The organism is Leeuwenhoekiella obamensis, assembly GCF_055391795.1.
In genome coordinates this window covers 1,385,808-1,398,959 of record NZ_AP029251.1, presented here as the reverse complement: position 1 = coordinate 1,398,959, position 13,152 = coordinate 1,385,808, and the positions used below count along the sequence as shown (strand labels likewise).

Sequence of the window (13,152 nt, the reverse complement as noted above, 5' to 3'; positions counted from 1 at the left end):
TGAGTTCTGTGCTTATTTGTCATGTAGATCACTTCTTGATGATCTCTGCCTTATCGTTTAACGACTTTACATTAACCTCTGGATTACCGTAGATCTCAATTTTAGAATCGTCTTTTGCAAAAATGCTTAGTGCTTTTGCCACATCCACAGTCGCATTAGAACTTGAACTTAATGTAGCGTCTGCTTCTTGAACTTCAAATTTGCGGCCTTTAAAATCTGCCTTAGCTTCTGTGATCAAGGTAAATAGTTCAGACTTTCCTTTAGGAGTAAATTCTGCTCTGTCTTTCATGGTGAACATACTTTCTTTAAAACTAAAATCACCTTTAAGGTCTGTGCGTCCAGACATGTTTAAAGCGATCTTATCTCCCTTTAAAGAGAGTTCACCAGTGCTATTATCGCGCATATTTACTTTGGCTCTAGCGGCAGTAACATTAAGGTCAAATTTACTGTCTTTATCTGCCGTTACACTAAATGCAGGACTCTCAATATGTCCCGGAGTGCGAACCTCTGCATCGTCATGAATAATTATGTGTCTAGGGTCTATGAGTTTGATATAAACTCCCATTTCTCTTTTGCTAGTGACATTCATATTTGTCTTAATTCTTAGAATGCTATCACGCACATCAAAGTCCACAACTGAAACTAGATTTCTATCAGTCGTTAGTATGTAATCATCACTTTTTGCTTTAACTATCCTTACTTTAATGTCATTACTAACTTCAATAGTATTGATGCCATAAGGAAGATCTTCAGAGACAGAAATCACATCTTTATCGCCTTTTATCTTTTCTTGCGAAGAGCCGCAAGAAGTTAAAAGTGATGTTGAAAGAACTGCAGTAAATAGATAAGTGTATAGATTTTTCATATTGTCAAAAATAAAAGTTGGGAAGCTCTTTTTACTGTAATGAATTATTAAAAATGTTTAAAGGTTTGTCAAAATAAATAAACAGCATTGTTTGGCGTTTATAAATCGTAATTTCGAAATTAAATCAAAAAAGGTCATTATGAAGTTTGCCATCATAAAAGAGAGAAAAAATCCGCCAGATAGACGAGTGGTATTCACACCACAGATACTCCAGGAGGCACAAGAGAAATTTCCTGATGCAGAATTCATAGTAGAATCTTCGGATGTGCGTATCTATCCTGATGACACATACAGAGAAGCTGGTTTTAAAGTTACAGAAGACGTTTCTGACGCAGATGTGATGATAGGAGTGAAGGAAGTTCCTGTAGAAGCTTTACTACCAAATAAAAAGTATTTCTTCTTTAGTCATACTATCAAGAAGCAACCTTATAATAAAAAGCTTTTACAAAACATTCTTTCAAAGAATATAGAGCTTTATGATCACGAAGTGATCACAAGAGAAGATGGAGCAAGGTTGATAGGTTTTGGTCGTTACGCAGGTCTTGTGGGCGCTTACAATGGCATTAGAGCTTGGGGCAAGCGATTTAATTCTTGGGATCTGCCTAAGGCTGATGATCTACCAGATCTTGAAGCCATGCTGCAAGAGCTCAATCAAGTTGAACTACCACCTTTAAAAATAGCACTTACAGGAAGTGGTAAAGTGGCAAACGGAGCCAAGGAAATTTTAGATAGTATGGGAATACGCAAGGTAGATGTTGAAGATTATATGCTTAAGGATTTTCAAGAGCCGGTTTATTGTGTTTTAGATGTACTAGATTATAACAGAAGAGTAGATAGTACAGAAGGAGATCTAAAAGAGTTTTTTAGTGATCCATCGGGATATCAATCTAATTTCTTTCGCTTTGCGAGAGTAACAGATCTATTTATTGCTGGGCATTTTTATGGAGATGGCGCTCCATATCTTTTCACAAGAGAAGATGCTAAAAAAGATGATTTTAAGATTAAAGTAGTCGCAGATATTTCATGCGACATTGATGGGCCTGTGGCTTCAACGATAAGACCATCAACTATTGAAGAACCCTTGTACGGTTATGATCCCAAAACAGAGAAGGAGACTGATTTTGACGCTCCTCATGCCATAACGGTTATGGCTGTGGACAATCTACCATGTGAATTACCTAAGGATGCAAGTGAGGGCTTTGGCAAGATGTTTTTAGAACATGTATTACCAGCGTTCTTTAATGAAGATGCTGATGGAGTTTTGGCTCGAGCCAAAATGACTCAAGCCGGTAAACTCACAACTAATTTTAAATATTTGAGTGATTACGTTGAGGCTTAAAAAACTCCTCAACTCTTTTGTACTCAATAAATCCGCAAAGCACTATACCGAGGAAATACATCAGTATATCGAGAAAATCAAAGCGCTCTCCGGTAATAGTTCTAATTAATCTTCCTTGAGGAAGTGGTAGGAGAGAGAATAGGTCTAATCCTTGTGCGATCTCAACAAGTATCGCAAAAACTAAAACACCTATAAGAGCTTCAATTACAGGTAGGTTAGTGATAGCCATTAAACCACAATACAGCATGATGGCGACAAGAAAATCTCCTACATAAGATCTAATAAATCCGCTGGGAATAAACACAGCGATGCAGATCTCTAGTATCAATACGGCTAGAAATCCGAGGAAGTAATACAAGGTTTTGTTTCTTTTGGGCATTTTAAAGCAATTTGTTTTTAATAAAAATACGGTTTAAATTGTAAATAATATGTAAAAAGACACCTGTAATTACCACAAAAACCCATATTCTGTAATGTTCTAAGGGTGCAAGAAACATATTACTCACATCAACTATCAGAGGCTTAGGGCTTGTAATAATATCCCAACTGTTATAACGTAAATTCCTACCTAGATAAATGCCATAAGCACATAAAAAGTGTATCAAGAGTATAAGCCCTTGTCGCACATTTTTTGATAATTTGTCTTCTAGTTTTTTCTCAATTTCAAGCGTAGAGAAAACTCCCATTAAAAGCCCTGTAAGTGCAAAAAGAGCGATCACAAAACTATCTAGAAGTTCAAAACCTTCAGGCGAATTATCTAAATGGATAAAATCCGTTATAATGTATGGAGCATTAGGCAGAAACAACAGCCACATGCACCCAAGCATGATGTTTAGATGTTTTTTTCGCTTAAGCGAAATCAACCAGGCGATAAGTAGAGGGACAAATGCTAGAAACAAATTCCATACCAAAAACAGTAAATATGTTTCTCTTGAAATTTTTATTCTAAGCATTAGCAGAAACACGCTGCTAGCGGCAAAGATAAAAAGTATTTTTAGAAAGAAATACTTTCTGAATATGAAGTTTTTCATGGTTTACGGTGGTTAAGACGTTATTTGTTATATACTAGTTAGTTATGCCATTCAATTTTTCTTGAGGCAAACATGACAAGTGCAAGAATCACAAAGAGACCAATACTTCCTACTAGCAAAGCATAATTCTCAAGCTGAATTATAACATATATAAAACCGTATAAGGCGCTTAGCGAGGTAGTTATAAACAGCGGGAACTTCCAACCTTTTAAAATACTCTTACTATACAGTGTAATGAGTAACACTACAGAAATACCTGCAATGAGATAAGCTTTAAGAAAGCTGCTGTGCTCTGATATTGAGATCAATAAAGTGTAGAACATGATGAGCGCAAGACCTATCATCAAGTATTGAAACAAGTGAATATTGATCTTACTCAATGTCTGGATCAAGAAGAAAATAAGAAAGGTGAGACCTATTACCAGAAACCCATATTTTGATGCGCGATCGCTCTTTTGATACTCATCTACAGGAATAAGAAAATCTACTCCTACGGCATATTCTGTAAGTTGTGGCTCAAAGCCAAAATACTCCTGTGGAAATGGTCTATTGATATCTAGAACTTTCCAGATTGCTTTTTGACCGCTGTTTTCAAGATCAATAATTTCTTGCGGTAAATAGTCGCCATTGTAATGATTGGTATGCCAGTTTGAAGTGATCTCTATATCTGAAACTTTACCTAGCGGCACAAAACGAATGCTTTGACTTCCATTAAAATTTAGGTTCATCGAGAAAGTAATAAGAGATTCCTTCGGAGTGTCTTTCGCTTTAAGCGCAGCCGTCTCTAGCGTATAAAGTGAATTTTTAGACAAAGAAGAATGATGTTTATCAAATTGCGTTGTGAAAGAATATTGACCATCATTGATCTTCAATTTCATCTCATCGCTCACACCTTTGAGATTTGAGGTTTGAAGAACGAGTTGGGCTTTTTCCCAAAGTATATCTTCAGGCGCTATCTCTTGACTAGACCAATCTAAGGCTTCAAAACTTCCGGTGATATTGATGTCGCTTTTATGTACCGCGGCTTCATAAATGCCTAAACTTTTTGTCTCTGGAGTTACTGTACTTTTAATATCTAGCGTAGCGGGAAGGAAGTAAGCATACTTCAAGTTTTCTTCTATTTCTGTAACGCGGGTTTTCGTGTCAGAATTCGTTACATATTTTTCTTTGTAAGTCTTGTATGGTACTTTAAGTATAGGCCCATACACCAGTACTTCTTGTCCCCATTTTTTGTTGATCTCTTCCACAACATCCTGTTGCCGATATTGTCTTTCAGCGATAAGGCTTTGTACAAACCAAAGCGGTATTAATAAGACTAGGGTTAAAAAGCCTACCATGAGCATTTTTGCGGTCATTGATGTCTTAAACCAGTTTCCTGTTTTTATTCCTGATTGTGGTTGGTTGTCTGTATTCATTTTGCTTATTTTAAAGTACTTTGAAATTCAAAGTATATGAGTAAAAAAAATTATTTGTTTATCAGTTTTTCAAGTGCTTCTATGTGCTTCTCAAAAGCTTCTTTACCGGCTTTTGTAGCGATGTATTTTGTATTTGGTTTACGGTTAATAAAAGACTTTTCTACACGTATATATTTCTCTTTTTCAAGCGCTTTAGTATGGCTGGCGATGTTACCATCAGTCGCGCCTAGCAGCTCCTTAAGCGTTTTAAAATCGGCATGATCGTTCACCACAAGAATACTCATGATGCCCAGCCTTATGCGGTGATCAAAGGCCTTGTTTATATTTTGAATTATATTCTTCATCAAGCCGTTTTACGATCGTATTTATTATACATGATCGTACCGTAGATTATATGGCTTACGCCAAAACCTAAAGCCCAAAAATACAATCCATATCCTATAAACTGCGTTGCAACGAGGCCAATTATTACATTTACTAGACCCAAATACTTAATGTCGCCCACAGTGTATTTGCTTGCGTTGATCAATGCCAAACCATAAAAGAGTAGGGTAGCGGGAGCTACAAGACCTATAAGTTCATATTGTAAAAGCACCGCACAGAAGAATCCACCCGCTAAAAATGGAATAGCAAAATTTGCTATCAATCTTCTGCTTATGGGTGTCCAGATCTTTTCTCCGGTTTTTTTAGTCTTTTTCAACGTTAAGATAAATGCCGTGGTGATCGCAAGAATAAGTGTGATCAGCGCTATAAGAATAAGTTTAGCAACAATCTCTGCATTACTGGTTACTCGGTCTACTGTTAGATTATAACTGCTATCAATTGCGTATTGCGGAATACTAGTTAAAATCTCTCTTGCAAGAAATGTGGCAATCAACGCATACACACCAGCAAGAATTCCGCTAAGGCCACTAAGGGAAAGAAACCTTGAAGAATTGCTCATCATCTTCTTGATCTCTGCTATATCATTTAAGTATTTATTGCTATCCATAAAAGTACTTTGAATTGCAAAGTAAATTAATTTATTCAGAATAATCTACTATTTTTAAAAGAAAAATGAATCCGGCAGAAAATTATATCCTCACAAAATCAGAGCCATGGCGTTCTATTCTCATTGAATTGCGAGAGATCGTTAAGCAAACGGTGCCAGAAGTAGAAGAGTCTTTAAAATGGTCGCTTCCTTTTTATACCTTAAATGGCAAGATGTTCTGTTACCTCAATTTCAGGAAAACATTTGTGGACATTTCTTTCTTAAACGCACACAAGATGGAGCATCTTCAGGAATATCTCATTGCTGGAGAAGGTAGAAAGATCGTTAGATCGTTGAGATATACTTCGCTCGAGGAACTAGATTATGATCTACTAATAAAGGTTTTGCTTGCGCAAAAAGAAAACATATCATAGTAATTTTCGCTTTAAGCGAAAACTACTTTGTCTTCTTCTCACTTACCGCAACACCAACCATTGAATCTGCGGTGCCATAATATAAAAACCATTGATCTTTAAAGTAAACCAATGCTTCTACGAAAGTGGTACCCGAAGCATACTGACCGCTAGTTTCATGAGGTAGTGATGGGCAAATAAATGGTGCATCCATGCGCTCGATGAATTTTGTAGGGTCTTGCGCATCAAATAACGCCTGACCGCCGCAATAACCACCTTTGCCATGCTCAGGATCTGTTAGTTCGTCGTTTTCGCTATTTCTACCATTATACATCAAGATGATGCCATCTTCAGTGAGTAGGGCAGGAGGTCCTGGTTCTACAAGGTCGCTGTCAAATTTTTTATCACGCGTCACCATAGATTTTAGCAGTTCGCCATTTTGATCTAGCGTAGGCGTCCATTCAATAAGATCGTCTGACCAAGCGGCATTTACAAATTTCTCACCCCAATACATCCAATATTTCTCATTGATCTTTGCAGCGATGAGTCGGCCATTTTCCATTTTGGTGACAACCGAACCAGATTTACTCCACTCATTTAAATATTTACTGTCATGCGATTTTTGAAAAACCGGACCATGTTTTGTCCAGTTTTTAAGATCTTTAGATGAAGCCGCCGAAAGTCTTGCGGTCTCATTATCCCAACTTGTGTGGAGCATAACATAGGTGCCATCTGGGCGCTCTACCACACGTGGATCTTCAATACCGCCGGGATACTCCCATTTAAGCGTTGCTGAAGAATCTGGATAAACCACAGGTTCTGGATAGCGTGTAAAATCCATACCGTTTGTGCTGTAGGCAAGGCCAATGCGCGAAGTTCTTCTACCAAGGATCGCATCTGGATTATCTTCTGCTCTAAAGAGCATAAAGACAGTATCATTTTTTACAATTGCAGCGGGATTAAATACATCTGCCTGTTGCCAATGCACGATAGAATCTGTCAAAGGATCTTTAAACGTGTATGTAGAATCTGGTTTGAGAATCGGGTTTTGATCAGGCTTAGTAAAAGTACCTAGCCATGCGGTTTCCTCTTTTTCTTCTTTAGTTTCTTTACACGCTATCGTAAGCGTTAAGGCAGCCAGTATCAGGCTGTATTTAATCCCTTTCTGCATAGTATTTTAAGATTTTGAAAGCTCTATCATCATACCTAACTCATCTATAAACTCTTCTTCTTTTCCGCTCCAGCCCACAGACTTAAATTTTATCTTTCCGTCAGGGCCAATTATGAACTTCGTAGGTATGCCGTCTACTTTAAATTGGGATACAATATCGTAATTTTCTCCGTCTTTTCTAGAGTCAAGAAGTACATGAAATGGTAATTGCTTTTGTTCTAAGAAACTGGCAACAGCTTTTTCTCGTTCTTCTTTTGGCGTTCTCTCCCAAGTGTTCACAAACAGGAATTCTACATCACCGTTTTGCTCATATTTTTGTCTTGCTTTTTCCATTGCAGGAAAAGAAGAAATACATGGTCCACACCAGGTTGCCCAGAAATCTACGATCACTGTTTTACCTTTAAGATCTGCAAGTGCAACTTCCTTACCTTCCATATCCTGTAGAGCAAATGCAGGCGCAGTATCATCAATGATGTCTTCTCTTAGTTCTTTTAAAGCCATTTTACGACCGGTTGTTTCTAATTCAACTAGTTTAGCCTGGTAGTCTAGATCAGGATTTACTTTGGCGAAAGCCGATTTATAATATTCTTTAAGCTTTGCATTAGCTTGATTATTGGCGATGAATTTCTCAGCTTGTTGTATTGCTTTTTCATTTTTACCGCCTTCTACTAAAAAGAGAATATAGTTTTCGTTATTCTCAGTGATATCACCATCTTCTAAGACTCCTTCTTGCAATGCGATCGCTTTATCATAATCGCCTTTTTTGTAGTGGATATAAGCGTATGTATCTGTAAATTGCCTTTGTGCATCTCTAATTCTATCCTTAAACTGGCGTGTACTGTAGTATGCCGGTTTGTTCTCTAGACTTTCGTCTAAAAGGTCTAGCGATTCTTTTGAAAATTGTGTTGCAGTTTCAAGATCCTTGTCGCTTAGCGCCATATTCCATGCAACATCATTCAAGGTATATGCGATACTTACCTTGTCTGTGATTTTGTTTAACGTCTCTTTGAACTTCTCAGTATTCCCAGCGTCAAGTTCAGCTCTCGCAAGTAAATTGTACATGTAGTTCGTTTCATTTTTAGGTTTGCCGCCTAAACTTTCATACTCTTCAACAATAGCTTCCTTTTCTTCAAGTGTTTTAGCTGATTGTACTTTACCTATGAAACTTCCTAAAGCATAACTTCCTAAAGGGAATTTTTCCTTTATAATCTGTACAAGCGAGTCATTTGCTATTGTGTTTTTCGTACTAGAATAGGACATAGAAAGATCAGTATACTCTTCTTCTGTAAGACTTTCTTTTGCTGTTAGCGCTTCAATTTTTGAGCGATATATAGAGTCTGCAAATTTTTTATCTGCTCTGCTTATACCATATAGATAAGCTATGTGATCAGCATTATCAGCCCAACCCCTTTTTAATACTGCTGCGGCAGAATCTTGTGAATATTTAATACCGTATTGCGACCCGCGTATAAGTTTAAAAAAAGCAGCGCTAGAAGCACTATTACTAATCTCGTTGCCTTCTTCATCATTAAGTGTTATGACATACCCATTCTCATCATTGTTGTCAAACTCACCCTTAGTTTCAAACCCAAAGGCAATTGCGGTGGCAGAATCTGGAATTTTAAAACTTCCTTCTAGAATCTCACCTTTTCGTGTAAGATCAACATCTTGCGGATAATTTTCTTCTTCCACCATTACGACAACCAAACCAAAGGTTTCGTCAATAGAGTCGGCTTTAGTGTACTTAAAATCAATCTGATCGCCGGCCATAGGCTTGGCCTTAGATATATGAAGTTTGCCCATATCTAGGCCTTTATCTTCAGATTCTTTTTCGCATGAAGCCAGCAAAGTAATACCAGCTAATAATAGTAGTGCTTGTTTTTTCATCATCAGGTTTTTTGATTGCTATGACAATTTAGTAAAAAACCCGACTAAAACGTTAAGCTTACTAGATTTCTGTAATAATGCTTCTGATTTTTACCAATTTGGTCAATAATCCTTCTAATAATGATAGATCTAGCATGTTTGCGCCATCACTTTTAGCGTTTTTAGGATCAAAGTGTGTCTCAATAAATAGTCCATCAACACCGGCAGCGATTCCTGCTTTAGCCATGGTGCCTATCATTTCTGGACGACCACCAGTTACACCACTACTTTGATTGGGTTGCTGTAGAGAATGAGTCACATCAAGCACGGTAGGAGCAAATTGTTTCATCGTTGGTATCCCACGGAAGTCAACAATAAGATCCTGATACCCGAACATCGTGCCACGGTCTGTGCACATTACTTGTTCGTTGCCAGTTTCAGTCACTTTAGTAACTGCGTGTTTCATACTTTCAGGACTCATGAATTGTCCTTTTTTAAGGTTTACTACTTTACCTGTTTCCGCGGCAGCGACAACAAGATCAGTTTGACGCACAAGAAATGCAGGAATTTGAAGCACATCTACATATTCTGCAGCTTGAGCAGCATCTTCTTCTTTATGAATATCTGTAACGGTAGGTACGCCAAATTCTTTAGAAACCTTAGCTAGGATCTTAAGCGCTTTCTCATCACCTATACCGGTAAAACTGTCTATGCGACTGCGATTTGCCTTCTTAAAACTTCCTTTAAAAACGTATGGAATACCTAGTTTATCTGTAATTCCCACAACTTTTTCTGCGATGCGCATTGCCATTTCTTCACCTTCAATGGCGCACGGACCGGCAAGTAAAAAGAAGTTGTTTTTATCAGTATGTTTTATTTGTGGAATCTTATTGAGTTGCATGGTGTCTTAAGTAGAAATTTAAAGAACAAAGATAGGATTTTAGTTGTTGTCATAATATTAAGTAAATCCATATTTAAACCACCTAAATGATTGATTAACCAATTATCAATTTCACGGTTATTTTCATAAATAATTGTTTTTTAATTAATTATTTGATTAAATAAAACGTTTTAGTACATTTAAAACCTAAAACGAACTGAATGAAACTAAAAAACTATTTAATACTCTTTTCTTCACTGTTTATGGCGGTTTTGCAGCTGTCTTGTACGAAAGATGAGAGTGAAACAGCCATTGAAATTCAATTATCAACTAATGAAGTTAATATTGGAGCAAATGAAACAGTAACTGTTGATATAATTGAGGGAAATGGTCAATTCACCGCTAGATCTTCTAATGCAGATCTATTAACAGCAACTGTTTCTGGAAATAAGATCGAAATCAAAGCAAAGAACAATGTAACCTATGCAGAAGTTGTGGTGTATGTTGCTGATGTTTATGATAAGCGAAGTGAAATAAAGGTTTTTCTAAAGAATGCTAGTGGTCTTACATCATCTAAAGAACAGATCGTTTTAAGTAGCGTTCAAAGTACTGAAAGTTTCACAGTTAGTGGATTAAGCTCAGAATATTCAGTTGAGTTTACAGATTCTGCGATAGCAAGTTTTACAAAAAAGGACGGTGATTTTGTAGTCACTGGTAAACGTCGCGGAGAAACTAAATTGATCATAACAGACAAGTATGCTGGCAAAACCGAAATCTTAATCAACGTTCAAGGTGATCCTATGGCGCTAGCTTTTGGCGAAAGCCTATTTGGTTATGCAAATTTTGAGGATCTTCTTGTTGTAAACCAATCTATTGAGAGTTTAGAGCAAGTGACTTTTGAAATGACATGTAAGATCAATAGCTATAGAGGTTTGCAAACGTTTTTAGGGCTTGAAGGTCAACTTATCGTGAGAGGTAAGAATGATGATTACAGAGAGACGCATCCTATACAGATCGCTGGGCTAGGAGATAAGATCATGCTTGAAACCAGCAGTAGCTTTAATCTTAATGAGTGGATGAATATTGCACTTGTGGTAGATTGTTCTCAAAGCGAAGTTTTAGATAAGTACAAACTCTACATTAACGGTGTGCAGGATCAATTAGTGGTTGTGCGCAGTGATGAAACTCATCAAAGCATCAACCTTGCTTCAAGCAATGAGGGTAATCGTTTTGTTGTTGGGCGCGCTTTTGGTCAGGATTTTAGAGCCATTAGAGGTACGGTTGCAGAGGCTAGAGTTTGGACAACAGCACGTACTAAAGAACAAATAGCTGCTAATCTATGTTCTTTGCAAGAAGATTCAGATGAAGGTCTCCTTGCGCAATGGGATTTCTCTGCAAATATGGCAACAGATTACATATTAGATAGTAGCAATAATCAATATGGTACAGATCTTATTTTGGCTAATGCCAAAATAAATAACAACTACACACCACTAACCGTTGCAAAAGAATCATTTGTTGATTATACATGCGAATTATAAAACTGTGAAAATGAAAACTACATTTATAAAAACTATTGTATTAAATCTAGCAGTACTGTTTTTCTGCTGTTCTTGTACAGAAAGCACTGATGACGTTATAGGTATGGGAGAGAATATCCCAGATATGATTCCGCCTATCTCTGCTTTAACTGTTGAAAGACCAGATAATAGTGAACAGGTAACCCTGAACTGGAAGAATCCTGTAAACCCTTATTTATCTTCTGTTGAGATCACTTATTACAAAACAGCAGAAGAAGATCAGAAGATCACTATTCTTCTGGATGCTGTAAGTGGTCAGACTGTGACGCATAACGTTACAATAGAGGATCCATCTTCTTATATGTTCACGCTTGTTGCGATTAACAAAGCAGGTGTGCGCTCTGAGGCGAAATCTATTAGCTACGAAACGCTTACAGGAAAAGCAAAATGGCTAGATAGAGCAAATACCTTGATGACCTCAATGGTCAATCTATACCTTAATAATAAGCCTCTAGATATCTGGAGTAGTCAATATCCTCAAGGAGATGGTTACTGGGATGGAGCAGCTGTTATCTGGGGACACGGAGCAGCATTCTCAGGATACGCTACTTTAAAGCACGCTGCAGAATCTGATGCCGAGCTTAAAACCTTTATCGAGACAAATTATGATTCTAGACTTTTAACGGGTATTGACAAATTTAGAAACACTCGTGATGGCGGTCCTGAGGCGTACGCTGTTTATCCGGGAGAAGGAGACGAGCGTTTTTATGATGACAATATCTGGGTAGGTATTGACATGGTTGATCTTTATGAGTTAACAGGTGATTCAAAGTACCTTAACAGGGCTAGATTAGTTTGGGATTTTGTACTCTCTGGTAGTGATCAGGCTATGGGCGGTGGCGTTTACTGGAAAGAAGGACAGAAAACAAAAAATACGTGCTCTACTGCGCCGGCGGCTGTACTAGGTGCTAAACTTTATAAAGCTACTAATGAACAGCAATATCTAGATAAGGCGATCGACTATTATGATTGGGTAAAAACAAATCTTCAAGACCCAGAAGATCATTTATACTGGGATCATGCTTATTTTACTGATGAGAACGATCCTAACTCTGATATCCAGATAGCGAAGCAGAAGTACTCATATAATTCAGGGCAACCCATACAGGCTGCTGCATTGCTGTATGAAATTACAAACGAGCAGAAGTATCTTCAAGATGCGCAGATCGTTGCAGAGGCGGCGCATGCTAGATGGTTTACACCATTTAAATCGTATATATTAAATGAGAACTTTAATATTCTTGAGCCAGGACATGTATGGTTTCAGGCGATAACGCTTAGAGGATTTGCAGAGCTATATGAGATAGATGGTAACAGTAAATACATTGATGATTTTAAGAAAACACTAGATCATGCCTGGTTGTCTGACGCAAGAAATCCTAATACTAATCTTGTGAACGAGAACTTTAAAGGTACAACTACTCAAAACTCCTGGGAGGTTATTCATCAGGGGGCGATCGTTGAGATGTTGTCTAGATTAGCGATGCTCTCAGAATAAGGTAAGAATTGACATAACTTTCCTTTTTTGGCTGTAGCCAAAAAACCACTCACATAAACCCTCACCGTCTAACATATTGAAAATCTGTGTGGCGGTGAGGGTTATTCATTGATAAAAAACATTT

13 protein-coding genes are annotated in these 13,152 nt (G+C 37.5%); 4 read left to right on the top strand and 9 right to left on the bottom strand.

From position 1 onward, the window contains the following. Window positions 1-28: 28 nt before the first annotated feature. On the bottom strand, window positions 29-865 hold the full coding sequence (locus ACZ5L8_RS06260; RefSeq protein ID WP_464440414.1) for a GIN domain-containing protein: 837 nt from the start codon (window positions 863-865) through the stop codon (window positions 29-31). Window positions 866-1,004: 139 nt separating this feature from the next. Here ACZ5L8_RS06260 and ACZ5L8_RS06255 point away from each other — a divergent pair, with 139 nt between their 5' ends. Then, window positions 1,005-2,204, top strand: coding sequence for an NAD(P)-dependent oxidoreductase (locus ACZ5L8_RS06255; protein ID WP_464440413.1), 1,200 nt, complete (start codon window positions 1,005-1,007; stop codon window positions 2,202-2,204). On the opposite strand, the gene ACZ5L8_RS06250 is transcribed toward ACZ5L8_RS06255, so the two are convergent. The 5 genes from ACZ5L8_RS06250 to ACZ5L8_RS06230 are packed head-to-tail and all read right to left on the bottom strand — an operon-like array spanning window position 2,173 to window position 5,641. Next, window positions 2,173-2,583 (bottom strand): ribosomal maturation YjgA family protein, encoded by a 411-nt coding sequence (locus tag ACZ5L8_RS06250; RefSeq protein ID WP_464440412.1) that lies wholly within the window; start codon window positions 2,581-2,583, stop codon window positions 2,173-2,175. The genes ACZ5L8_RS06255 and ACZ5L8_RS06250 overlap by 32 nt on opposite strands. 1 nt (window position 2,584) lies before the next feature. Next, entirely contained in the window at window positions 2,585-3,235 is a 651-nt protein-coding gene (locus ACZ5L8_RS06245) for a DUF1361 domain-containing protein (RefSeq protein WP_464440411.1), read from the bottom strand. Window positions 3,236-3,273: 38 nt separating this feature from the next. Then, window positions 3,274-4,650, bottom strand: a complete 1,377-nt coding sequence (creD, locus tag ACZ5L8_RS06240; protein ID WP_464440410.1) for a cell envelope integrity protein CreD — start codon at window positions 4,648-4,650, stop codon at window positions 3,274-3,276. Between the two features lie 50 nt (window positions 4,651-4,700). Beyond that, on the bottom strand, window positions 4,701-4,994 hold the full coding sequence (locus ACZ5L8_RS06235; RefSeq protein WP_464440409.1) for a winged helix-turn-helix domain-containing protein: 294 nt from the start codon (window positions 4,992-4,994) through the stop codon (window positions 4,701-4,703). Continuing rightward, on the bottom strand, window positions 4,994-5,641 hold the full coding sequence (locus ACZ5L8_RS06230) for a hypothetical protein (RefSeq protein WP_464440408.1): 648 nt from the start codon (window positions 5,639-5,641) through the stop codon (window positions 4,994-4,996). Before ACZ5L8_RS06230 ends, ACZ5L8_RS06235 begins: the two co-directional genes overlap by 1 nt. Before the next feature lie 65 nt (window positions 5,642-5,706). Here ACZ5L8_RS06230 and ACZ5L8_RS06225 point away from each other — a divergent pair, with 65 nt between their 5' ends. After that, window positions 5,707-6,054 carry a DUF1801 domain-containing protein gene (locus ACZ5L8_RS06225; RefSeq protein ID WP_464440407.1) on the top strand — a complete coding sequence of 116 codons (348 nt, stop codon included), beginning with the start codon at window positions 5,707-5,709 and terminating at the stop codon, window positions 6,052-6,054. Window positions 6,055-6,076: 22 nt separating this feature from the next. Here the strand turns inward: ACZ5L8_RS06225 and ACZ5L8_RS06220 are convergent, their stop codons facing one another. The 3 genes from ACZ5L8_RS06220 to kdsA all read right to left on the bottom strand — a co-directional run bounded on the left by ACZ5L8_RS06220 (window position 6,077) and on the right by kdsA (window position 9,971). After that, entirely contained in the window at window positions 6,077-7,204 is a 1,128-nt protein-coding gene (locus ACZ5L8_RS06220) for a glycoside hydrolase family 130 protein (protein ID WP_464440406.1), read from the bottom strand. 6 nt (window positions 7,205-7,210) lie between these two features. After that, complete coding sequence (locus tag ACZ5L8_RS06215) at window positions 7,211-9,091, bottom strand: redoxin domain-containing protein (protein WP_464440405.1); 1,881 nt, start codon at window positions 9,089-9,091, stop codon at window positions 7,211-7,213. Between the two features lie 61 nt (window positions 9,092-9,152). Further along, on the bottom strand, window positions 9,153-9,971 hold the full coding sequence (gene kdsA / locus ACZ5L8_RS06210; protein WP_462598266.1) for a 3-deoxy-8-phosphooctulonate synthase: 819 nt from the start codon (window positions 9,969-9,971) through the stop codon (window positions 9,153-9,155). A 200-nt stretch (window positions 9,972-10,171) separates the two neighbouring features. Between kdsA and ACZ5L8_RS06205 the strand changes: the two genes are divergently transcribed. Both ACZ5L8_RS06205 and ACZ5L8_RS06200 read left to right on the top strand, forming a co-directional pair. Beyond that, window positions 10,172-11,491 (top strand): LamG-like jellyroll fold domain-containing protein, encoded by a 1,320-nt coding sequence (locus tag ACZ5L8_RS06205; protein WP_464440404.1) that lies wholly within the window; start codon window positions 10,172-10,174, stop codon window positions 11,489-11,491. Window positions 11,492-11,501: 10 nt separating this feature from the next. Further along, on the top strand, window positions 11,502-13,028 hold the full coding sequence (locus tag ACZ5L8_RS06200) for a glycoside hydrolase family 76 protein (protein ID WP_464440403.1): 1,527 nt from the start codon (window positions 11,502-11,504) through the stop codon (window positions 13,026-13,028). The last annotated feature ends 124 nt before the right edge of the window (window positions 13,029-13,152 follow it).

What these genes read in the sequence shown, in the direction of transcription:
- ACZ5L8_RS06260 (WP_464440414.1), bottom strand. Translation starts at nt 865, where the DNA reads ATGAAAAATCTATACACTTATCTATTTACTGCAGTTCTTTCAACATCA.
- ACZ5L8_RS06215 (WP_464440405.1), bottom strand. Translation starts at nt 9,091, where the DNA reads ATGAAAAAACAAGCACTACTATTATTAGCTGGTATTACTTTGCTGGCT.
- ACZ5L8_RS06235 (WP_464440409.1), bottom strand. Translation starts at nt 4,994, where the DNA reads ATGAAGAATATAATTCAAAATATAAACAAGGCCTTTGATCACCGCATA.
- ACZ5L8_RS06245 (WP_464440411.1), bottom strand. Translation starts at nt 3,235, where the DNA reads ATGAAAAACTTCATATTCAGAAAGTATTTCTTTCTAAAAATACTTTTT.
- ACZ5L8_RS06230 (WP_464440408.1), bottom strand. Translation starts at nt 5,641, where the DNA reads ATGGATAGCAATAAATACTTAAATGATATAGCAGAGATCAAGAAGATG.
- ACZ5L8_RS06205 (WP_464440404.1), top strand. Translation starts at nt 10,172, where the DNA reads ATGAAACTAAAAAACTATTTAATACTCTTTTCTTCACTGTTTATGGCG.
- ACZ5L8_RS06220 (WP_464440406.1), bottom strand. Translation starts at nt 7,204, where the DNA reads ATGCAGAAAGGGATTAAATACAGCCTGATACTGGCTGCCTTAACGCTT.
- kdsA (WP_462598266.1), bottom strand. Translation starts at nt 9,971, where the DNA reads ATGCAACTCAATAAGATTCCACAAATAAAACATACTGATAAAAACAAC.
- creD (WP_464440410.1), bottom strand. Translation starts at nt 4,650, where the DNA reads ATGAATACAGACAACCAACCACAATCAGGAATAAAAACAGGAAACTGG.
- ACZ5L8_RS06200 (WP_464440403.1), top strand. Translation starts at nt 11,502, where the DNA reads ATGAAAACTACATTTATAAAAACTATTGTATTAAATCTAGCAGTACTG.
- ACZ5L8_RS06250 (WP_464440412.1), bottom strand. Translation starts at nt 2,583, where the DNA reads ATGCCCAAAAGAAACAAAACCTTGTATTACTTCCTCGGATTTCTAGCC.
- ACZ5L8_RS06225 (WP_464440407.1), top strand. Translation starts at nt 5,707, where the DNA reads ATGAATCCGGCAGAAAATTATATCCTCACAAAATCAGAGCCATGGCGT.
- ACZ5L8_RS06255 (WP_464440413.1), top strand. Translation starts at nt 1,005, where the DNA reads ATGAAGTTTGCCATCATAAAAGAGAGAAAAAATCCGCCAGATAGACGA.